This window comes from Streptococcus sp. bf_0095 (genome assembly GCF_004166885.1).
Taxonomy (GTDB): domain Bacteria; phylum Bacillota; class Bacilli; order Lactobacillales; family Streptococcaceae; genus Streptococcus.
In genome coordinates, this window is record NZ_RCYU01000002.1 from 373458 (window position 1) to 397897 (window position 24440).

General features: G+C 42.4%; 9 protein-coding genes. All 9 read right to left on the reverse strand.

All coding sequences use genetic code 11. The features are described from left to right. Positions 1–213: 213 nt before the first annotated feature. The 9 genes from EAI95_RS10095 to EAI95_RS06505 all read right to left on the reverse strand — a co-directional run bounded on the left by EAI95_RS10095 (position 214) and on the right by EAI95_RS06505 (position 24440). Complete coding sequence (locus tag EAI95_RS10095; protein WP_275112101.1) at positions 214–4071, reverse strand: KxYKxGKxW signal peptide domain-containing protein; 3858 nt, start codon at positions 4069–4071, stop codon at positions 214–216. A 186-nt stretch (positions 4072–4257) separates the two neighbouring features. After that, complete coding sequence (gltX, locus tag EAI95_RS06465) at positions 4258–5718, reverse strand: glutamate--tRNA ligase (RefSeq protein ID WP_129822525.1); 1461 nt, start codon at positions 5716–5718, stop codon at positions 4258–4260. A 98-nt stretch (positions 5719–5816) separates the two neighbouring features. Beyond that, complete coding sequence (locus tag EAI95_RS06470) at positions 5817–6599, reverse strand: alpha/beta hydrolase family protein (protein WP_129822526.1); 783 nt, start codon at positions 6597–6599, stop codon at positions 5817–5819. 73 nt (positions 6600–6672) lie between these two features. Continuing rightward, on the reverse strand, positions 6673–8334 hold the full coding sequence (locus EAI95_RS06475) for a ribonuclease J (RefSeq protein WP_117744767.1): 1662 nt from the start codon (positions 8332–8334) through the stop codon (positions 6673–6675). 217 nt (positions 8335–8551) lie between these two features. Beyond that, positions 8552–9040 carry a hypothetical protein gene (locus EAI95_RS06480; RefSeq protein WP_129822527.1) on the reverse strand — a complete coding sequence of 163 codons (489 nt, stop codon included), beginning with the start codon at positions 9038–9040 and terminating at the stop codon, positions 8552–8554. A 567-nt stretch (positions 9041–9607) separates the two neighbouring features. Further along, positions 9608–10366 carry an ABC transporter ATP-binding protein gene (locus EAI95_RS06485; protein WP_129822528.1) on the reverse strand — a complete coding sequence of 253 codons (759 nt, stop codon included), beginning with the start codon at positions 10364–10366 and terminating at the stop codon, positions 9608–9610. Next, positions 10363–11229 (reverse strand): ABC transporter permease, encoded by an 867-nt coding sequence (locus EAI95_RS06490; protein ID WP_120701529.1) that lies wholly within the window; start codon positions 11227–11229, stop codon positions 10363–10365. Before EAI95_RS06490 ends, EAI95_RS06485 begins: the two co-directional genes overlap by 4 nt. Before the next feature lie 168 nt (positions 11230–11397). Further along, positions 11398–21075 (reverse strand): SspB-related isopeptide-forming adhesin, encoded by a 9678-nt coding sequence (locus tag EAI95_RS06495; RefSeq protein WP_129822529.1) that lies wholly within the window; start codon positions 21073–21075, stop codon positions 11398–11400. A gap of 440 nt (positions 21076–21515) precedes the next feature. Then, the gene (locus tag EAI95_RS06505) at positions 21516–24440 is read right to left on the reverse strand and encodes a YfhO family protein (RefSeq protein WP_129822530.1); all 2925 of its coding nucleotides are present in this window, start codon (positions 24438–24440) and stop codon (positions 21516–21518) included.

A 24440-nucleotide genomic window follows, 5' to 3' on the forward strand; every position in this document is an offset into this window, starting at 1 on the left:
AAATATTATACATCATTACTATACATATTCAAGTAATTTGAGGTAAATAACAATTCAATTTTCAAAAAATTTCCTCCTCGAAAGCATTTTCATTATTTTTTGATAAAATCAGCGAAATCTAATAGGGTAAAACAGAAAAAAAGAACCTCAAAAAGAGATTCTTTTGTAGACACTCAAAATACTAGATGGCTGTTTTCACATAGCGATACAGGATTATTCTTCCTCTTCTTTTTTACGGCGCCCCAATAGAGCTAGCCCAACGAAAGATGCAAGAGGAGCAAATAAGGTTGATGCTGTAGTTTTCTTCTCCCCAGTTGCCGGAAGAACTTCTTCCGATGAGCTTTCTTTGTTGGATAAGGACTGGATGAGTAATCCTGAAACACTCTCAGATCGAACTTCGCTTGTTGAATCCAGCCTTGAAAGAGACTGAGAATGACTGATTGATTCTGAGTGACTTTGCGAGTCAAATGAGGATTCTGAGAGGGTTTCACTTGTTGAGATTGAACCGCTCAGGGATCCCGATGACGACTCGGTTAGACTGACTGAATCAGACTGACTCTCAGACCTAGACTCCGGTTTCGAGACAGACTCGCTTGTTGGAGCAGATTGACTCAAAGAACTCGAGATAGAAGCTGAATTCCTTACCGACTCGGATTGAGAAGTTGACATAGATTCACTTGCGGAAATTGAGGTAGTCATTAATTCGGAGACGGACTCGGATTCTGAGGTCAACTGGCTAGTTGAAAGCGATTGGGAAGCTGAGACCGACCCTCTTGTAGAATCCGAGATACTCAAAGAGACTGACTCTGATTCCAACTCAGAAGTCGAGGCTGAGTCACTTGCTGAGAATGAAGTACTCAAAGACTCTGAGACGCTCTCTATCAGGCTCTCAGATGCTAATCGACTTTCCACAACCGACTCTGAAGTCGAAAGAAAATCACTTGTGGAAACGGAGGTACTCAACGATGCTGAAACTGACTCAGAAACACTTTCTGATGCAGACTGACGTGCGGACTCTGATTCAGAGGTCGAAACGGAATCACTTATCGAAACTGAGGTACTCAAGAATTCTGAAACGGATTCCGAAACACTTGCCGAGGTAGACTGACTTAACGACTCGGACTCAGAGGTAGAAACGGAATCACTTTTTGATACCGAAGTGCTTAACGATCCTGAGACACTCTCTGACAGGCTCTCTGATGCAGACTGACTTAACGACTCGGACTCAGAAGTCAAAACAGATTCACTTGCAGAAACCGAAGCACTCAACGATTCTGAAACCGATCCTGAGTCACTTGCCGATATAGACTGACTAAGCGAATCGGATTCAGAGGTCGAAACGGAATCACTTGTGGAAACCGCTGTGCTTAACGATCCTGAGACACTCTCTGACAGGCTCTCAGATGCAGACTGACTTAACGACTCGGATTGAGAAGTCAAAACAGATTCACTTGCAGAAACCGAAGTACTCAAGAATCCTGAGACAGATCCTGAGACACTTGCCGATATAGACTGACTAAGCGACTCGGACTCAGAGGTCGAAACTAACTCACTTGTGGAAACCGAGGTACTTAAAGATTCTGAAACCGACTTTGAAACACTTGCCGAGGTAGACTGACTACGCGAATCGGATTCAGAGGTCGAAAGAGATTCACTGGCGGAGACCGAAGTGTTCAACGATTCTAAAACAGACTCGGAGATACTTACCGATACTGACTGACTGAACGAGTCGGACTCAGAAGTCGAAATGGATTCACTTATCGAAACTGAGGTACTTAAAGATTCTGAAACCGACTCTGAGATACTTGCCGAGGTAGACTGACTGAGCGACTCGGACTTAGAAGTCGAAAGAGATTCACTGGCGGATACCGAAGTACTCAACGATTCTGAAACCGACTCGGAGATACTTGCCGATGTAGACTGACTAAGTGACTCGGACTTAGAAGTCGAAAGAGATTCACTTGCAGAAACCGAAGTGCTCAACGATTCTGAAACCGACTCTGAAACACTTGCCGAGGTAGACTGACTAAGTGACTCGGATTGAGAAGTCAAAACAGACTCACTCGCGGAAACCGAGGTACTTAACGATTCCGAAACCGACTCTGAAACACTTGCCGAGGTAGACTGACTGACAGATTCGGATTGAGAGGTCAAAACAGATTCACTTGAAGAAACCGAAGCACTCAACGATTCTGAAACCGACTCCGAAACACTCGCCGAGGCAGACTGACTAAGCGACTCGGACTCAGAGGTAGAAAAGGAATCACTTGTGGAGACAGAGGTGCTTAACGATTCTGAAACACTTGTCGATGTAGACTGACTAAACGAATCGGATTGAGACCTCGAAACAGACTCACTTGCAGAAACCGAAGTACTCAACGATCCTGAAACCGACTCGGAGGTACTTTCTGAAGTAGACTGACTGATCGATTTAGAGATTCTTAATGACTCCGACTCGCTGACTGATGCAGACTGACTCTCCGATACCTCCTCACTGACTGATTTAGACTCACTAACAGATACCGAAGCAGATTCCGAAAGGCTTTCTGATTCTAGAACACTCAAAGATTGAGATGCTGCTGTTGATACCGAGAGGCTTGAAGAGAGCGAGGTGCTTTGAGAAGCGACGATTGAGGTTGATGCACTCTCCGATTCTGAATAGCTCTCAGACAGAGACTCTGATAGCTTGGCCGATTGTGACCGCAATTGCGAAGTACTTTGCGCTTCAGATACGCTCTGGGAATAACTGATTGAGAGCGACTGCGTGCGAGGATCCTCTGTCAAAGGTACCTTCACAGTATTAGACGTCAAATCCTTGAAGACAACTGTAATTTCTCCAGTTGCAGAGACTGAATAGCTCTTAAAGTCTTTAGACGCTAGCAGACGTGGATTTGCCACTTTGAACTTTTCCCAAACCTGCGCTTTTTCAGACTCAGTCAGATTGGTCAAATCAGTCACCTGAGTATTAGAAGTCACTGGAGCAATTGGGTTCCGAATGCCATCATTTTGAGGCAAGACCTTAATGCGGAAAGAACGATCGAGAAACTGATTTCTAGCATTGGTAAAACGAACGGTTATCGTATACGTCTTCCCGGGTTCGACAACCTCTGTGCCTCCGACTTTCCCTTCGATCAACATAGGAGCAAAAGGTGATTTCAAGGTTGCATTGGGAACGAGAACCCCCTCAACTCGTTCACTGTTAGGAGCATAACCCATATAGGTGAGAATAACACCACCATTCTGCTCTCTCACAATGTACTGCAACCGAATCGGATCTGAATTATAAGCTGTGATCAGATGATTATTTGCTGGACCACTCATGACAAAAGGAGCACGTAAAGCACTGTCCACTTCTAAGGCACTACCTGTACGCGGGTCTCTCTTCCCTGATTGTTCTCTTAACACAGCATTGACCAAGCGATTCCGAACAGACTTAGCCTGAAGAAGCGTCGCTTCTCCTTCTTGACCTGGATTGGCTAATTGGTTGCGGATAGCCTCCAGAGCTTCTTCCGCTTCCAACACAAGTCCCTCTCCATCCTTCAATTCTTTCGCTTGCTCTATATAAGAATAAAGGTCTTGAGCTATACGTTGAAGCTGTTTATCCTGAGCAGGATCTGAGACGGCTACAGACTCTTGGTCCCCATTTGAAAGGACGCTAGCTTCCGCTATTGAAGTAGAGGGCACTGCTGAACTCGTCGTAGATAATGTAGTAGAAAGCGAATCACTCTGTAACTCTGATGGAGACCACTCGCTCGTAGACAGACTGGTCGTTAACGACTGTTCCACACTGCTCAACACCAAGCTATCCTTACCTACTACGCCCACTTCCGAATCCACTTCTGACTGTAAAGTTGGACCTGCTAGCTCGTCAGCATCCGTTGGATGCGCAATTGACGTCGCACCCATAATGGATCCAGCAGCAATCAAGCCTTTTAAGGCTATGGAGCTTGGAGCATCCATACTAGAATGATTGGAAACATCTTTTCCTTTTTTAGCTCGCAAAAAAGAAGCATTCGAACAGGCTACTCGAATCCAATGTTTCCCCGATTTTATTAATTTAAATCTCGTCACTCTATTCCATATTTTCTTCAGCAAGGTAAGGATGCCCCTCTCTCCTCAAAAATTATTCTCTCTTGATTATACATGATTGAATCCTATTTTCAATCATTTTGGCTAAATCTATGCTCTATCTCAGCAAAAAAGCCATCGAATCGATGACTTTTTAAAAATGAACAGCATGTTTTCAAAAGCTGATTCCTATTTTGCAATTTCTTCCAACATTTTTTCAATATGTTGGATGGATTTTTCACGTCCAAGCAAATAAATAGTATCTGGCAATTCAGGACCATGCATTTCTCCTGAAACGGCGATACGGATTGGCATGAAGAGATTTTTTCCTTTGATACCAGTTTCTTTTTGGACCGCTTTGATTTGTGGGAAGATATTTTCTACCACAAACTCATCGTCTGACATAGCTTCGAGTTTCGCTTTGAAGGCTTCAAGTACAGTCGGAACCGTTTCACCAGCCATGATTTCTCGCTCAGCTTCTGTCAATTCTGGGAAGTCAGAGAAGAAGAGGTCTGTCAATGGAACGATTTCATCCACTGACTTCATTTGTGGTTTGTAGAGTTCCACCAATTTTTCAGCCTTGTCTGTCAAGCGTCCTGCTGCTTCGAGGAATGGTTTGGCCATTTCAAAGATGGTCGCAAGATCCGCATTCTTAATGTACTCATTGCTCATCCAGTCCATTTTCTTCTGGTCGAAGGCTGCTGGAGACTTGCTAAGGCGGTTTTCATCAAAAAGCTTGATGAGTTCTTCACGAGAGAAGATTTCGTCTTCCCCACCAGGATTCCAACCAAGAAGGGCGATAAAGTTAAAGACTGCTTCTGGAAGGTAACCTTTCTTACGGTAATCTTCGATAAATTGAAGAGTGTTGGTATCGCGTTTAGACAACTTCTTACCAGTTTCAGAGTTGATGATCAAGGTCATGTGACCGAACTCTGGAGCTTCCCATCCAAGCGCTTCATAAACCATGAGCTGCTTTGGTGTATTGGCAATGTGGTCATCTCCACGGATGACGTGAGAGATTTGCATATCATGGTCATCGATCACAACGGCAAAGTTGTAAGTTGGGTAACCATCTTTCTTTTGGATAACCCAGTCACCACCGATATTGCCACCTTCAAATTCGATATCACCTTTGACCATATCGTGCCACTTGTAGATACCTGACTCATTAACAGCCAAACGAACCGTTGGAATCACACCTGTTGCTTCACGTTCTGCGATATAAGCTGCTTTTTCTTCTTCGCTCATGCCGAGGTATTCGTTGATGTAGCGAGGTGTTTCACCCGCTGCTTCTTGGCGTTCACGCTCTGCTGCCAACTCTTCTTCTGTAACGTAAGACTTGTAGGCTTTCCCTTCGGCCAAGAGTTGGTCGATATATTTTTGATAGAGTTCCAAACGCTCTGATTGGCGGTAGTTTTCATGCGTCTCTGGACTTTCATCCCAGTCCATGCCCAACCAACGAAGGTTTTCCAGCTGGGAACGTTCGCCATCTTCGACGTGGCGCTTACGGTCCGTATCTTCGATACGGATGATAAAGGTTCCACCATGGTGGCGCGCATACAAGTAGTTAAACAATGCTGTACGAGCATTTCCGATGTGTAGTAGTCCGGTTGGACTTGGTGCATAACGCACACGAATATCTTTAGTCACGTATGTTTCTCCTAATTGTTCATTGATTCTGGGCTTCTCTTCTAACTGGCCCAGGCACTTTTCACTCTATTATAGCACATCTCTGCATGAGTAGCTTCCTAATCGAGTCGTTCTTCTAGTTCAAAATCAATTGGCAGGGTTGCTAAGAAATGCTCCAACTCCCGCTCCCAATAAAACCATTCATGTTTTCCTGGTCCATGGCTGTAGGTGATATCAAAACCGAGGTCCTTCAGATGATCAACAGCTGTATTGTTGGCCTCATACAGAGCATCCTGCTCGCCACACCACGCCCATAAGACCGTCTTTTTATCTGAGTACTTCTCAGCAATGCTTTCCAAGGAGTAAGGACTCGTCGTCCAATCTTCTAACTCTCCAAAGACCCCTTGCCAATAAGCCTTACTGCCAAGGTCGGTATCTGCTAGTTGACGTCCCTCAAAGCTAAGAGCACCAGAAAAACTAGCAGCATGCGAGAAGCGATTGGTTTGAAGGGCCAGTTTGAAAGATCCATAGCCCCCCATCGATAGACCAGCAATAAAGGTCTTCTCCCGCTTCTTGGTCATATTGGGGAAGAAGCGTGCCAAGGTCTTAGGCAATTCCTCTGCGATGGCTGTGTAGTAGGGATAGCCATACTGGGTATCCGTATACCAACCATTATTGGTATTAGGCAAGACGACAATCAAATTGGTCGAACGTAGGATCCGTTCCACATTGGTCCGTTTCAACCAGGAGTACTGATTGCCATTCATCCCATGAAGGAGATAGAGGACCGGGATATCTTGATCATCTGGATTTTCCACCCGAGACGCATCTGGGTAGAGGACGTTGATACCCCACTCCATTGCGAGCGCTTCTGAATAGTATTCAATCTGCATTACTGCCATCTATCTTTCCTCACTATTTCTTTATTCCTTGATAAGAAAAAGCCGACGATCGACTTTTCCTCTTATCTTAATCCTAGCGTACTTCCATGACGACTGGCAAGATAGCTGGTCGACGTTTGGTCTGGTCAAAGAGGTACTTGGCCAAACTATCACGAACAGCACCCTTGAGCTCGCCCCAATCGAAGCTGTCCTGAGCTAAGTATTCCTCCACACTTTGGTTGACAATCTCTGCACTTTCGCGCAAGATATCGCGACTCTTCTTCACATAGATAAAGCCACGGGTGTGAACTTTTGCCTTCGAGATAATGCGTTTTTCACGACGGTTAACGGTAATGGCCACAATAAAGATACCATCTTCTGAAAGGACTTTCCGGTCACGGAGCACGACATTTCCAACATCTCCAATAGCATTCCCATCGATGAGGACATCTCCAGCAGAGACGCTACCTGCAGGAACGAAGTCACCATTGTCATATTCCATGATAGTGCCTTTTTTCGGAATGAAGATATTTTCAGGCAAAATCCCCACTTCCATCGCAAGCCGTGCATGAGCATCCAATTCGCGGTATTCCCCTTGGATTGGGAACAGATAGTTGGGACGAAGGAGGTTGATCATCAATTGAAGATCACGTGCATTTCCATGTCCTGACACACGCAAGCTTTGAGTAATCGCTTTTACGACTCCGCCTGCTTGGTAGACCATGTTTTCTACACGTGCCATAACCGCTTCTTTGGCGATAGATGGAGTTGTTACGATATAGACCAAGTCGCCATCCTTGATTTCAACATAGCGGTGACGGCCAATGGACATTTTACGAAGTCCATTGATGGGTTCACCCATCCGCCCCGTTTCAAGAATAATCAATTCATGATCCTCAAAACGAGACATTTCTTTTGGCTTGATCAATATTTTTTCGTTGGCCAAAGACAGTTTATTTAAACGAATCCCTGTCCGGACAATATTTTCTACGTCAAATCCAGTCAAGACAACCCGACGCCCTGTCTCTGCAGCTGCGTCAAAGACTTGCTGGATCCGTGATAAGTTACTTGCAACAGCGGCTACAATGATACGGCCATCCCAGTCAGCAATGGTATCTAGGATTTCATCCCCAACCTCTTGCTCACTAGCCACTTGAATCTTACTATCGGCATTGGCTGAGTCACTCAAGAGAGCGAGGACGCCTTCTTGTCCAATCTCCGCCAAACGAGCAAAGTCTGTCGCATAAAACTCACTCGCTGTCTGGTCAAACTTGAAGTCTCCGGTATAGACGATATTGCCTTCAGAAGTCTTGATGACAATTCCTAAACTCTCTGGAATAGAGTGGGTTGTCTGGAAGAAGGAAACAACGGTTCCTCCAAAATCAATCTCTGAGTTGGCATCGATTACATGGAAGTCATTGAACTTCTTGACACTATCATTGCTCTTGACAAAGAGCTTAGCCAACTCGATGGTCAACTCTGACCCAAATACGGGAACTTTAGCCTCCGCTAAAAGATAGGGAAGAGCTCCGATGGCATCCGCATGTCCGTGTGTTAAAAAGACTCCTGCGATACGATCGCTATTCTCAAAGAGGTAGTCCATGTTGGGAATAACGACATCAACCCCTAGTTGTTCATTTTCTGGATACTTGAGACCAGCATCCAAAACAAAAATAGAGTCATTTACTTCAGCTATGTAGAGGTTTTTCCCGTTTTCACGGACTCCACCTAAAGTAATCAACTTAATGTTACTCATGTTTTCTCCTTTATGTGATGGTTCATACTTACGGTCCTTGGCTCACCAAGTCGAATTACAGTTTTGCAAATTTCTTGCATATCTAGAACATTATACTATTTTTTCACGATTTTTTCAAAAGTCAGATCAAACAAAAAGCCCTCCATCATCTGATGGAGGAACCTTTATTAAGACCAAAGACGATAGCCTAGATTGTCAACTTTGTCAAAAAGAGACCCTAGTCCGTATGATAGTCATTTTTCTTATTCTCAATCACCCGTATCGCCGCCTTAATCACATGAAATTCATTAAGCAGTTCTTCTAGGTGCTGGTAATTCCGATCGCTGAGAGCCCCTTTCTTGAGGGTTTGGGACAAGCTATAAAACCGATCAACATGCTCATCAATATTGGCCAACAATTCTTTGGCTTCTTTCAACCGGTAGCGATTCAGGAGCTTGCTTTGGCTATGCTTATAGGCGAGCACATTCTCACGATGAATGTCTTGACAGACTTCCTTCTGTTCTTCATCCACCGTCAAATTGACAGCTTGGAAGCAAGTAATAAATTCCCGATTCTTCAGATCACACACAAAGACGATACCGTCCTCTGCTACGTAAGCTTCCGTATCAGGTCGTTGATCAAAACTGCTGTCAAAATGATGAAGCGAGGGCACGTGTTGATTGACCCAACGTCTCAACTGTTCTTCATCGACCCCAAACCGTTCCATTGCTCTTTCTTTAAAGTGATCTCGACAGCTATATTCATGTGCGTATGGCAATCCCACTGACCTCACCTCGACTTTCCACCACGACAGACAAAAAGACCTCCAGTCTTACGGGACTAGAGGTCTGGTCTGCTTCACTGACAAGAGGCGATTAACCATTTAGGCTAACGAAAACAACAGTTATGATTTTCATTTCTTTTCATGGTACGTTTTCACATACCAGTGGTTTTCTTTGCAATTTCTCTTTCAGTTTTGTTACAAAGTACTCAGTTGAGCATACCGAAGTTCGAAAACCATCTAAAGCTTCCACTACTATTTCCACGTATTTCAATGTCATTTAGTAAGTTAAGCAGACTTACTTGACGGCTCAACCGATTTAACATTTCCGACGTTCTGGCTTTTTTATAAAAAGCACAATCAAGTGTCAGCGAGGCAAACCTATAACGAAGTAACCTAATGTATGAATCTATAAGGCATTGGTATCAACCCCTTCTCCCTTATCTTCACCTATAGTATACTCCTTTAATATCAGTATTGCAAGCGATTACACACTGAAACTAGTTTCTAAATTTATTCAAAGAAACGGTAGTAATCAGACAGGTCCATCTTAGCCTTTTCCTCTTGGTTCAAGTCCTGGATAATCTTTCCATCCTTCATGACAATCAAGCGATTCCCGTACTTGAGGGCATCTTCCATATGGTGGGTAATCATCAAGGCAGTCAGTTGATCCGTTTTGACAAATCGATCCGTCAGCTCCATCAAGGCCTGACTCGTCTTGGGATCGAGAGCAGCTGTATGCTCATCCAAGAGCAAGAGTTCAGGACGCTTCAGGGTAGCCATCAATAGGCTCAAAGCCTGACGTTGTCCACCAGACAAGAATTCTACTGCCGTATCGACATGATTCTCTAAACCATTGCCAATCTGGCTCAAAACTTCTTTAAATTCGTCTTTGTACTGGGCAAGACGACGAGGAACCAAGCCCCGCTTTTCTCCTCGGAATTTTGCAATCAGGAGATTTTCAGCCACTGTCATACGAGGCGCTGTCCCCATCTTTGGATCTTGGAAGACACGGGATAGGTATTTTGCCCGTTTTTCTGGACCATAGTTTGTCACATCTTCTCCCTTGATCAAGACTTGACCACTCGTCAGCGGAAGGGTCCCAGCCAAGGTGTTGAAGAGAGTTGACTTCCCAGCACCATTGCCCCCAAGAATGGTGATAAAGTCATGCTCATGAATCTCCAAAGAGACATTATCCAAAATGACTTTTTCTTCATTCAATCCATTATTCACCACTATGGTGGCATTTTTTAATTCTACAATTGCGGTCATTTGCTGAGTTTGACTCCTTTCAGCAGTTTCTCTTTAAAGGTTGGAATCATGAGACAGATAGCCAAGATGATAGCACTAAAAATACGGATGTAGCTGGTATTGACCCCAATAGCAATCACAGCCCAAATCAAGAATTGATAAATGATCGATCCAATAACGATACTAAGTAAACGTTCTGCTAAGGTCAGTTTTGAGAAAAGGACCTCTCCGATAATCAAGCTAGCCAACCCAACGACGATGACCCCGATCCCTCGAGAAGCATCTGCATAGCCTTCTTGCTGGGCCATCAAGGCACCTGACAAGGCAATAATCCCATTAGAAACCACAAGCCCCATCAACTCCATCCGGCTGGTATGGATCCCAAAGCTTTTAGCCATCTCAGGATTGTCCCCTGTCGCAATATAGGCCTGCCCCAATTTAGTATCTAAAAAGAAGAGCATAGCAGCAATCACCAGGGTCACAAAGATGATCCCGATGATAATCTCGTTTACGCCACTGGCGATAGGAATCATATCTTGGATTTTTGAGTAGCCAAGCAAGCCTAGGTTGGCCCGTTGCATCACAAAGAGAATGACTGAGTTACAGGAAGTCATCACCAAAATCCCCGATAACAACGTCGGAATCTTCCCTTTGGTATAAAGAAGACCTGTTGCTAATCCAGCCAAGCACCCCGCACCAACGGCCGCCAGGGTGGCTAATAAAGGATGAACCCCTTTGGTGATTAGCGTTACCGCAACGGCTCCTCCTAATGGAAAGGAGCCCTCTGTGGTCATATCTGGGAAATCCAAGATACGGAAGGTCATAAAGATCCCTAGCCCCAAAATAGCCCAGATCAAGCCTTGTGAAATAATCGAAATAAGCATACCTTTGTCCTAACTATTGTAAATATCCTCTATTGTATCATATTGCGAGACGTGATTTCAATGCTTTCAAGAAATAACAAAAAGACCCCACTCCTTAGAGCGAGGCCTTCTTGTGGAAAACTAAACCATTTCCGATCCTAGTGTGAATCGTTAGTGTCTACCACTTGTTTAGTCTTCGTTTTTCTTGCGTCTTGCAAGGCCAGCCAGTCCGACCAAACCAAGAGCAGCGCCTAACAATGCAGCAGAAGCTGATTGTTCTTCACCAGTAGAAGGAAGTTCTGGTGCTGGCGGTGTTACCGGTGGTGTTGGTGGTGTCACCGGTGGTGTTGGCGGTGTTACCGGTGGTGTTGGTGGTGTCACTGGTGGTTTCGGTGGAATTACCTTGTTGTTGAACTCAGTATCTACCGGTAATTGAGAAGTTGCTGTTAAGACTTTGCCTTCTTTAGTAACTGTTACTGTTACTGTAGCTACCATCTTATCGTATTCAACTCCTGCTTCAGTACCTTTAACCTCTTCCACAGTGTAAGTGTAAGTTTTAGTTTTTTCATCTCCACGTTTGAACTCTAATGCAGAGAACTTGATGTTTCCTGATGCATCGTTCTTAACTGTTTCAATAACTTTTCCATCTTTATCTTTAAGTACGAAGCTAAATTCACCTTCTTTTAGCTCACGTCCTTCAAGTTTCTTAGTGAAGTTAAATTCAACTTTAGTTGGGATGTTAACGACACGTTTTTCTGTTGGTTTTTCTGGTTTCTCAACAGATTTCTTAGTTGGATCGTATTGGTGAACAGTTTGTGAAGCAGTATTTTCGATATCTACACCATCTTTAGCTGTTGCTTTGATAGTTGCAGGGATCTCAAACTTGTAGTAACGTCCGAATGCCAATTTAGCAGTGTCGATTACTGGAGTGTTTTCTGCATCGCCAAGTGACTTAGTCAAGTCTGTCTTAGAAGTTGCAGTGATCACACCATTTTCAACCTTGATATCAAATTTAGCTGTCACATCTTCTCCTGTTACAGAGTCGTATGCTTTAATTTCTGCTACGTTGACGTCTAAGTTTTCGCTGTCATATTTATCTGTTACACCTACAGATTGAATATTGTGCGCTTCAGTGAACTTAGTTGTATCCAACCATACTTGGTAGTATACTTTATCACCCTTCTTAAGTGTCTTCGTATTGATATTTTGAGCTTCGTTGTTATCAACCTTATCGGCATATGGATCTTTATTAGTATCCGCTACCTTGTCTGCCAACTCTTTATCATCGTCAACAAGTTTGTTACCTGTAATATCGAATTTAGATTCATTCAGGATATACTTCTCTGGGTTGAATTCTGGAGTTTCTGGTGGAGTCACCTTGTTGTTGAACTCTTTATCAGCGATATCGCCTACAGTAGCTACAAGAACTTTAGCTGTTCCATCGTGTTTAACTGTGACTGTTACATTCGCTTTCATCGCATCATAAGTGACAGTTCCATCAGTACCTTTCACTTCTTCAACTGTGAAGTTGTGAACTCCCGCTTGATCTTTCTTGAATTCAAGTTTAGAGAACTTAACGTTACCATCTTTATCGTTGCTTACAGTTTCAACAACTTTACCTGTTGAATCTTTCAGTACGAAGCTGAATTCGTTAGCTTTCAATTCACGTCCTTCTAGACGTTTAGTGAAGTTGAATTCTACTTGTACTGGTACGCTGTTGACACGTTTTTCAGTTGGTTTGTTTGGTTTTTCAACAGTCTTGCTTACTGGGTTGTAGTAGTTGACTACTTGAGCCGCAGTATTTTCGATGTCTACTCCACCTTTAACGTCCGCTTTAACAGTTGCTGGGATATCAAACTTGTAGTAACGTCCGAATTCGAATTTAGTTGTGTCGATGATTTGAGTATTTTCTGCATCGCCAAGTGACTTAGTGAAGCCAGCTTTAAGGGTTGCAGTGATTACTCCGTTAGCTACTGTGATATCAAATTTATCTGTTACATCAGCACCAGTCTTACCGTCGTAGGCTTTAATAGTTGTAGCTTCAACATCAACTTTAGCCTCATCGTAGTCATCTGTGATTCCTACTGATTGGATATTGTCTTTGTTGTTTGCATCAAACTTAGTTGTGTCAAGCCATACTTGGTAAACCAATTTATCTTTTGGTTTAACAGTCTTAGTATTGATATTCGCAGCTTCGTTGTTAGATGCATCGTCCGCATATGGGTTCGCATTTGTATCTGCGACCTTATCTGCCAACTCTTTATCATCATCTAATAATGAAGTTCCAGTTAAATCAAATTCTTTTTCGTTTAGAACGTATTTCTCTGGGTTGAATTCTGGAGTTTCTGGTGGTGTTACACGGTTGTTGAACTCTTTATCAGCGATTTCGCCAACAGTCGCTACAAGAACTTTAGCTGTTCCGTCGTGAGAAACAGTTACTGTTACATTCGCTTTCATGGTGTCGTATGTAACGGTTGCGTCTGTTCCAGCTACTTCTTCTACAGTGTAGTTGTGAACGCCTTCTTGTCCTTTCTTGAATTCAAGTGCTGAGAACTTAACGTTTCCTGCTGCATCGTTGCTTACAGTTTCAAGAGTCTTACCTGTTGAATCTTTAAGCACGAAGCTGAATTCGTTGGCTTGAAGTTCGCGTCCTTCCAACTTCTTAGTAAAGTTGAACTCAATTGAAACCGGTACGTTGTTTACACGTTTTTCAGTTGGTTTGCTTGGTTTTTCAACTTTCTTAGTTGTTGGGTTGTAGTAGTTCACTACTTGAGCCGCAGTATTTTCGATATCTACACCAGCTGCCACATCAGCTTTCACTGTTGTTGGGATGTCGAACTTGTAGTAACGTCCAAATGCAAACTTAGTTGTGTCAATGATTTGAGTGTTTTCTGCGTCGCCAAGTGACTTAGTGAAGCCAGCTTTAAGAGTTGCAGTGATCACACCGTTGTCCACAGCGATATCGAATTTATCTGTTACATCATCGCCAGTTACTGAATCGTAGGCTTTGATCTTAGTAGAATCAAGATCCAACTTCGCTTCATCGTAGTCATCTGAGATTCCTACTGATTGGATGTTTTCTTTGTTAGTTTCAGAGAATTTAGTTGTATCCAACCATACTTGGTAAACCAACTTGTCGCCACGTTTCACAGTCTTGGTGTTCAAGTTTTGTTTTTCGTTGTTAGATGCATCGTCCGCATATGGGTTCGCATTTGTATCTGCGTACTTGTCTGCCAACTCTTTATCGTCATCAACGAGCTTGTCACCTGTGATATCGAATTTCTCTTCAGAAACAACGTATTTCTCTGGTTGGAACTTAGGTTCTTCTGGAGGAGTTACACGGTTGTTAAACTCTTTATCAGCGATTTCGCCAAGAGTAGCCACAAGAACTTTAGTTGTTCCATCTTGTTTCACTGTGACTGTTACTGCAGCCTTCATTGTGTCGTATGTAACAGTTGCGTCAGTACCCTTCACTTCTTCTACTGTGTAGTTGTGAACACCTTCTTGGCCTTTCTTGAACTCAAGTTTAGAGAACTTAACGTTACCAGATGCATCGTTGCTTACAGTTTCAAGAGTGTTACCTTCTGAATCTTTAAGAACGAAGCTGAATTCGTTGGCTTGAAGCTCACGACCTTCCAAACGTTTAGTGAAGTTGAATTCCACTTCAACTGGAACATTGTTTACACGTTTTTCAGTTGGTTTGCTTGGTTTTTCAACTTTCTTAGTAGTTGGGTTGTAGTAGTTGACTACTTGAGCCGCAGTATTTTCGATATCTACACCACCAGGAACATCAGCTTTCACTGTTGTTGGGATGTCGAACTTGTAGTAACGTCCAAATTCAAATTTAGTTGTGTCAATGATTTGAGTGTTTTCCGCATCACCAAGTGACTTCGTGAAGCCAGCTTTAAGAGTTGCGGTAATGACTCCGTTATTAACTGTAATATCGAACTTATCTGTTACTTCTGCACCTGTTACTGAATCGTAGGCTTTGATCTTAGTAGAATCAAGATCCAACTTAGTTTCATCGTAGTCATCTGAGATTCCTACTGATTGGATGTTGTCCTTGTTAGCTGCGTCAAATTTAGTTGTATCCAACCATACTTGGTAAACCAACTTGTCGCCACGTTTCACAGTCTTAGTGTTCAAGTTTTCTTTTTCGTTGTTTGATGCATCGTCCGCATATGGGTTCGCATTTGTATCTGCGTACTTATCTGCCAACTCTTTATCGTCATCAACGAGCTTGTCGCCTGTGATATCGTATTTCTCTTCAGAAACAACATATTTCTCTGGTTGGAACTTAGGCTCTTCTGGAGGAGTTACACGGTTGTTAAATTCTTTATCCGCAATGTCGCCAACAGTAGCTACAAGAACTTTAGCTGTTCCGTCGTGAGAAACAGTTACTGTTACATTCGCTTTCATTGTGTCGTATGTAACGGTTGCGTCTGTTCCAGCTACTTCTTCAACAGTGTAGTTGTGAACGCCTGCTTGTTCTTTCTTGAATTCGATAGCTGAGAATTTAACTTTTCCGTCAGCGTCGTTCTTCACAGTTTCAAGAACTTTACCATCGGCATCTTTAAGTGTGAAGCTGAATTCTTGATCTTTAAGTTCACGACCTTCTAATTTCTTAGTGAAGTTGAATTCTACTGGTACTGGTACGTTGTTAACACGTTTTTGAGTAGGTTTTTCTGGAGTTTCAACCTTCTTAGTTGTTGGGTTGTAGTAGTTGACTACTTGTGCAGCAGTGTTTTCGATATCTACACCAGCTTTAACTGTTTGTTTAACTGTTGTTGGGATATCAAACTTGTAGTAACGTCCAAATTCGAATTTAGTTGTGTCGATAACTTGAGTGTTTTCTGCATCGCCAAGTGACTTAGTGAAGCCAGCTTTAAGAGTTGCAGTAATCACACCGTTGTTTTCAACGATATCAAATTTTTCTGTTACATCATTACCAGATACTGAATCATAAGCTTTGATCTTAGTAACATCAAGTTCTAATTTAGCCTCATCGTAGTTATCAGAGATTCCTACAGATTGGATATTTTCTTTGTTGTCAGCTGAGAATTTAGTTGTATCTAACCATACTTGGTAAACTAATTTATCTCCGCGGTTAACAGTCTTCGTATTGATGTTTTCTGCTTCGTTGTTGTTAGCTTTGTCAACATATGGATCAGTATTTGTATCTCCGTACTTGTCTGCCAACTCAGCATCATCATCAAGAAGCTTGTTATCAGTGATAGAGTATTTCTCTGTATTCAATACATACTTCTCTGGTTGGAACTTAGGTTCTGTTGGAGGAGTTACTGTATTGTTGAACTCTTTATCAGCGATGTCACCAAGATTTGCCACAAGAGCTTTAGCTGTACCATCGTGTGAAACTGTGATGGTTACATTTGCTTTCATAGTATCGTAGGTAACGGTTGCGTCGTTTCCTTTAACTTCTTCTACTGTGTAGTTATGAACGCCTTCTTGACCCTTCTTGAATGTAAGAGTTGAGAACTTAACGTTTCCTGCCGCATCGTTGCTTACAGTTTCAACAACTTTACCAGTTGAATCTTTAAGAACGAAGCTGAATTCGTTAGCTTTCAACTCACGGCCTTCCAATTTCTTAGTGAAGTTGAATTCAACTGAGATTGGTACGCTGTTTACACGTTTTTCAGTTGGTTTGTTTGGTTTTTCAACTTTCTTAGTTGTTGGGTTGTAGTAGTTGACTACTTGAGCCGCAGTATTTTCGATGTCTACTCCACCTGCAACGTCTGCTTTAACAGTTGCTGGGATATCAAACTTGTAGTAACGTTCAAATGCAAATTTAGTTGTATCAATGATTTGAGTATTTTCTGCATCACCCAATGACTTCGTGAAGCCATCTTTAAGAGTTGCAGTCATCACACCATTTTCAACCTTGATGTCGAATTTGTTTGTTACATCATTACCAGATACTGAATCGTAGGCTTTGATCTTAGTTGAATCAACGTCAACCTTCGTTTCATCAAAGTCATCAGTGATTCCTACAGATTGAACGTTTTCTTTATTGTTAGCTGAGAATTTAGTTGTATCCAACCATACTTGGTAGTAAAGCTTATCTCCGCGATTAACAGTCTTGGTATTGATGTTTTCTGCTTCATTGTTGTTAGTTTGGTCTGCGTATGGGTTCGTATTAGTATCTGCGTACTTGTCTGCCAACTCAGCATCATCATCAAGAAGCTTGTTATCAGTGATAGAGTATTTCTCTTTATTCAATACATACTTCTCTGGTTGGAACTTAGGTTCTGTTGGAGGAGTTACTGTATTGTTGAACTCTTTGTCAGCTGGTTCAGTTACGTCAGCAACCAATGCTTTAGCTGTACCGTCGTGAGATACTGTTACAGTTACTTCTGCCTTCATAGTATCGTAAGTGACAGTTGTGTCTGCTCCTGCAACCTCTTCAACAGTATATTTGTGAGTTCCTTCTTCACCTTTTTTGAATTTCAAGGCTGAGAACTTAACGTTACCAGATGCATCGTTCTTAACAGTTTCAATTTCTTTACCAGTTGAATCTTTCAGTACGAAGCTGAATTCGTTCGCTTTAAGTTCACGACCTTCCAAACGTTTTGTGAAGTTGAATTCTGCAGTGATTGGTACAGAGTTCACACGTTTTTGAGTTGGTTTTTCTGGAGTTTCTACAGATTTGCTTACTGGGTTATAAACATGAACGATTTGGTTGGCTTTGTTTTCGATGTCTACCCCACCAGGAACATCCGCTTTAACTGTAGCTGGGATATCGAATTTGTAGTAGCGACCAAATGCAAATTTAGTTGTGTCGATAACTTGAGTGTTATCAGCATCACCTAAAGATTTGTTCATAGAAGCTTTAGATGTAGCTGTAATGACTCCGTTAGCTACTGTAATATCAAATTTAGATGTTACATCAACTCCTGTTTCGCTATCGTAAGCCTTGATATCAGCACTGTTAACAGTCAATTTATCTGCATCGTATGTATCAGAGATACCTACAGATTGGATGTTGTTCTTGTCAGTGAAGTTCTTAGTATCCAACCATACTTGGTAAACTAATTTATCACCACGCTCAACAGTCTTGGTATTGATGTTTTCTGCTTCGTTGTTCTTGGTTTGATCAGCATATGGATTTGCATTTGTTTCTGTGTACTCATCCTGAAGCTCATCGTCATCGTCCATTAATTTTGTACCTGTTAGGTCAAATTTTTCTTTTTTAAGGACGAATTTTTCTGGTTGGAACTCAGGTGTTTCTGGAGGAGTTATTTTGTTATTGAACTCTTTATCCGCTGTCCCATCAGTTGCTTTACCATTAGCGTCTACCCCACCAGCAGAAACTACGTTAGTTACTGTTGTTAATGTGTGACCATTTTTAGCAACTTCTACAGTAATCGTAGCTTTCATAGTATCATATACCATTCCAGCTTCTTTCGCCGCAGGGATCACTTCTTCTACAGTGTAAGTGTGAGTTCCAACTTTAGAGTTGTCAAATGTTAATTCTGAGAATGTAACAGTTCCGTCTGCTTTGTTCGTTACTGTTTCAACTTCTTGTCCGTTTGCATCTTTAAGAACGAATTTGAATTCGCCGTCTTTAAGCTCACGTCCAGCTAATTTCTTAGTGAAGTCGAATTTAGTTTTAATTGGTGCTACAACATAGTTGTTGAAGATTTTATCATCAGCACTTGACTTGAATCCACCTTCTGCACTGTATTTCGTTGTAGCTTGTAAATCACCTTGAGCGTTCTCAGTTACAGTAACAGTCATGGTAACTGTCATTGCATCGTATTCAACGTTTGCATCTGAACCTGGAGTCTCAGTGATTGTGTAAGTGTAAGTACCAACTTTGTTAAATGTTAATTTGTTAAATGTAGCTTTTCCGTCTGCTTTGTTAGTAACAGTTTCTTCATATGAAGGAAGTGATTTGTTTGGTTGTACTTCTTTAAGTTTGAATGTAAACTCACCGTTTGCTAGTACACGTCCTTCCAATTGTTTTTCAACTTCTGGAGTGACTTCAACTGGCTCTTGTTTTACATAGTAGTAAACAGTCGGTTTATATGGTGTTAACGAGTTTAATAAGTCAACGTTTGTACCAATTTGTACATATGCACCATTTGTTAATTGACTATTTGGTGAAAGGTGACCAATGTTATCTCCCAAGAATGGAACGAAGACAGTCTTCTTCGGTGTGTATCCAGCAGCTGTTTGGAAGTCAAATGAAACTTCTTTCCCGTCTGGATAGTTTACACCTTTACTATCTGTGAAAGGAATGGTGTGAAGTGGTGATTTCTTAACTGCTAATTCTTGTTTGTTATAATCACCTGGTTTAATCGGCTTGGTTTCTGCTAACAACATGTAGCCATCTGTTTCCAATGTGCCATCAGAACGTTTACTTTGTTGTTTTGGATCAAGAAGATAAACACGAACTACTACTGATCCATCTTCACCTACGATTTCTTTAATCCGTTTAATTCCTGCACGCTCAGCGTCCATGAATTTAGTACCAACTACGTAAGGACGACTTACAAAGCCAGTTGTCGAATCTGGATTTGCTGTTTGGTAAAGTTTGTATCCATCAAATTGACGCTCACCAGACGCTGTGAAATGTTGTCCTTCCATAGCTTTAGTTGCATATTTAGCTAAATCAACTTCATTACCATTTGGTACGTAGTCTTGAACTGTTACATCAGTTTTATTTGCATTGAATGTAGCATTATTTTTATCGACTACTCTATAGTAAGTCGGTTTTTCGACAAATTTTGGAATTTTAGCGTTTGAATCAGTAATTGTACGACCGTTATAAGCTGGTTCCACAACGTTAATAATATCAGTTGATGTACGAGCGTTATAAACATCTTGATATAATTTTTGTTCAGCTTCATTTTTTGGATTTACTAAAGCTTGAATACTAGCACCAACTTCATAACCAAATTGAATAAATGGTTCGTCAGTTTTACCAGCTCCTGCTCCTAAACCTTTGTCGTAATCATATTTCACAGTTAATTGACCATTAGAGGCCGCAGTTGTAGTTGTGAATTTTTGAATACCGCTTGACGCAGAAAGAGTTCTAGTTTCTACTACATTACCAGTAGTTTTATCAATTAATTCAACAGTTGTTTCTGTAGAATCATCAAATCTTTTATACGCACGGGTATAATAATTTGTATTATATCTCTCATTGAAGCGAGTAAGGTCTATGATACTGTAAGTATACACATCTCCTTCTTTTCTTGCGTACCCAGCTGGTACAGGTTGAGAGCTTACAGTTGCCCCATTAGCATCTTTAATTTCTGGAGTTACTTTTTCCCCATCTTTTAAGTAAGTGCTTACTGCTACTGGGTTAGAGTTGTGGTCTCCAGTAACAGCTTCGTTAGTAACAGCACGACGATTACGTACTCTTGGTTTGTTTGATTCATGTGAAGCTGGTTTTGCTTCAGCTGCTGGTTTTACTTCAGGTGCGGCTAGTTTTGCTTCTCCTTCAGCAACTTCTGGTTTTGTAGCTACTTCTGGTTTTGCAGCTACTTCTGCTTTTGGAGTTGCTTCTACAGCTGGTTTTGCTTCAGGTGCGGCTGGTGTTTCAGTCGCAGCTTTTGCCTCAGCTGCTAAAGCAGGGTTTGGAAGCTCCACTTTAGGTGCTGTTGCTCCATCAGCATAAGTCCCACCTGGAGCTGTAGTAACAGTATCTGGCGTTGCTTGAGTCGACTCAGGTTGAACGCTCTCTACTGCTTCCTTGCTTGTGTCAGTAGACGCACCAACTTCCGCCGCAGCTACTGTCGGAGCTCCAACAGCAAAAAGCGCTGTCCCTAGTAATACAGAACAAACGCCAACGCTATACTTTCGCAAAGAAAAGCGCTGACGTCTATTAAACATTTCCTTCATTTATTTGTATCTCCTTTTTCATATTTTTATTGTTTGATACATAACAAATATTATCAAACTTGTTCATCACCGTCAACTAAATATATCAAAGTTGTTACTTACCGTAAAACTTTCTGAATATTCAGATGAAGTTTCCCTCTATTTTTTAACATTTTTTTACTTTTTTTCCCATTTAGTCCATTTTTTTATCATTCGTTTTTTTGACACTTTTTATTCTTAATAATATGGAAAAAAGAGAGTGGGACAGAAATCGGCAATTCGTTAGAATTCGATTTCGTCGTCCCACCTCCGCACAGTTGAGTAGGGCTGTAAAAGCTGATAAAATCAGCGTAGTAGAGCCCACTCAACCACTGCGTCTTGCTCGACAATCCAAAGACAATTGAGAGGCTAGGACTTTTGTCCTAGCCTCTTTTAAGAAATCTATTCCTCACTGAGGAAACTTAAGACTGCTCCTCTTTCCATTTTTTTCTAATGATAAGGAGACTCACAACTGCGACAATAGACAATAGGGCACCGATCAAGCTACCTCTGGTTTTGAAGACAAACTCGACCTGATGTTTTCCTTTGGTGATTGGGAAAGATAGGAAGCTGTTCCAGGCTCTTTCGGTTGGGACGGATTGACCATCCACTTTCACCTGCCAGCCGGCACTGTATGGGATGGAGGTCATCATGACATCACTATCATCCGTAATGGTGACATCGCCCTCGATATGAGTATTACTGAACTTGGTCACCTTCAGTCCTTGCTGCTTGCGCTTCTCAAGTACTTCTTGGATCTGATCCAGCTCTGCCCGATAGACACCCGCCTGACTCATGTCGATGGTATCCGTTCTAAAACGGAACTCAATGACTGACTCTTGATTTTCAGCCATGTCTGTCAACTGCCAGATTTGCCTTTGGGTAAAGGTCTTACTATTTGGTAGCCATTTATTGTTGACCAGGACAGAATAATCTTGCTTAGGAATCAAGGACGCCGGCACAAAGAAGTAATAGGTATTGTTGGAACGCGGAATGATCTTATAACGGATAATGCCTTCTTTAGAAGAATCTGCCCGTCGATAGATGGCCTCTCCTGTCTCCTTGTTGACCTTTTCTTCTATTAAATTCTCCGTTTCAATCCCAGTAAAAGCCAAGGGTTTGAAATACTCTACATAATCGCCTGTATTCTTTTGATGGCCTTCCATAGAGTTGAGGATAATGTTCTGGTTGGCAAAGGCATTGTTGGCCCCAAACTGAATGTTCTTCACGAGGGAATTGGTCCCATAGGCCAAAGGGAAGGAATGAGGGTTTTTATAGACGACAAAGCGATTGTCTTCATAGACTGTCTCTGTGTAGTAACGCCCCATGTCAAAGCGGTTGGTAAAGCGATAGAAATACATCTTTTCTGGATGTGCTTCCATCTCTTTTGGATCGAACTCCTTGGCATGCATGTAATAGCGAACACCGTACAAGGCATCCGTCAGGGGCGTCCCATTGGTATACTCTGTGGCTGCATTGACCCCTAGATCTCCCATATAGGCAAAGTGGTCCATGGTCGACCGTTCTAAGCTCGAGCTGAAGGTACTCAAGCCCGGATAAGATACCAAGGATGGGACTGTTCGAGAATAGGCAAAATCGGTCGCAATCCTGTAAAATTTCTCATCCGCATCAGCCTGGACCTTGTCCGTCACACGCTTGACCGAGACAGCAGCATCTGCAAACCTATGGACACTGTCATAGCCTAAGGTCACCTGAGAGAGATAGGCATTGTAGCCCAGCTCAAAGAAGGTCAAGGCTGATAAGATCACGACGGACAAGCGAGACCATTTTTGGTTCAAGACCAGAAGGACAAGCAAGTACATCAAAACGGTGATCCCAACCTGGGACAACAAATAGCCTGTTTTTAAAAGGATGAGGGCAAGGACAAGGAAGCCAGCTGTCCAGCCAATCCGAGTGAGCTTTTCTTTCTGGCTCTTCTTGGACTTGTCCCAATAGCTATAAAAGCCATAGGAGGCAACGACCAGGAGCGCCAACAAATGAAGGGCGGTAAAGCGGGTGATGTAACGGGAGACACCAGATGGTTGAAGCTTGGCAATGAAGCTATAGTTCTGCGAATAGACGTAGACGACTGCCAACGCCAACACCAGACCAATCACTAGATTGGCCAGGCGAGAAAGCACCATTTTTTCTTTCATCGCTTGGTAGGCCAAAATAAGCATAAAGAAAGAGAATAGCCAAGAAAAGCGGAAAAAGAAACCAGCTGGGTTTTGCCCCATATGCCAAATCTTGCTGACAAATTCATTGACAAAGGAAATAAAGAATACAAGGGTGACCAGACCGGCAGCCCATTTCTTGACTCTAACGACTTTTTTCGACAAGAAATAGGATACAAAGCCTAGTAGGCCCAAAGCTCCGATATAGATATTGGGAAGGTTTGGCCCCGCAGACCAGCCTGAGGTGTTATCAAAGCCACCCACAACTAGCTTAGCAAAAATATCTAAGGGGTTAATTTGAAAGGCCAACGAGAAGGTCATCCCTCCTCCAACCTGGCCCTTACTTTCAATGAGGTTGAAGAAGACCGGCAAGAGGATGACAGAAGCTAGCGCAATCCCGATAATCGAATAGATCACTGCCTGCAAGAGGGGAAGACTGACGTTTCTAATTTTCTTCTTCCAATCTCCTTCGACCATCAGCCTTGGCGATACATAATAGCAAGCATACAAGGCGATGAAAATGGAGATCATATAGCCCATATAGAATTGGAGCAAGACCGTCAAGCCTAAGGCAAAGGCATAGCGATAGGGAGCGCCTCCATCCAATAGTTCTTCTAGGTAGACGATGACGATGGGAAGCATGATCATGGCATCGTAGAAAATGACATTCATCTGATACGACACCAGCATCCCTGACAGAGCATAAGCCGTCGCAAAGAGGGGCACCAGCCATTTCCTAGACTCCAAGCCCTTATACCGCTTGATCAAGAGGAAGGCAAAGGCCATCCCGATAGCCCCATAACGAAGCCAAATGGTCAAGAAAACCGCAAACCCAAAGTACTTGAGGGGTGTCAAAATATAGATGATATTAAAAGGACTCATCAAATAGTAGCCGAGCACCCCTATCATATCTCCCCCCAGAGACTTGGTAAAGGAATAGCTCAAACTAGATAAATCTCCGGAGAGCACGGCATGTTTTAACAAGCCAAAGAAGCTGATGTATTGTTGACCAAAGTCAACAGCCATCAAGCTTTTGTCTCCAAAGGGAAAAGTCCCCATAAAGGCCCAAACGACCAGCATGATGGCCATTGGGAGCATGGCACTAAAAGCATACAGCAAACTCTTCGGTTTTCTCTTCCAAAGTTCTTGCCAAGGCTTGGTCCAGACAAACAT

Coding starts and splice junctions, on each gene's coding strand:
- EAI95_RS06485 (WP_129822528.1), bottom strand. CDS start 10,366: ATGACCGCAATTGTAGAATTAAAAAATGCCACCATAGTGGTGAATAAT.
- EAI95_RS06490 (WP_120701529.1), bottom strand. CDS start 11,229: ATGCTTATTTCGATTATTTCACAAGGCTTGATCTGGGCTATTTTGGGG.
- EAI95_RS06505 (WP_129822530.1), bottom strand. CDS start 24,440: ATGTTTGTCTGGACCAAGCCTTGGCAAGAACTTTGGAAGAGAAAACCG.
- EAI95_RS06480 (WP_129822527.1), bottom strand. CDS start 9,040: ATGGAACGGTTTGGGGTCGATGAAGAACAGTTGAGACGTTGGGTCAAT.
- EAI95_RS06470 (WP_129822526.1), bottom strand. CDS start 6,599: ATGGCAGTAATGCAGATTGAATACTATTCAGAAGCGCTCGCAATGGAG.
- EAI95_RS06495 (WP_129822529.1), bottom strand. CDS start 21,075: ATGAAGGAAATGTTTAATAGACGTCAGCGCTTTTCTTTGCGAAAGTAT.
- EAI95_RS06475 (WP_117744767.1), bottom strand. CDS start 8,334: ATGAGTAACATTAAGTTGATTACTTTAGGTGGAGTCCGTGAAAACGGG.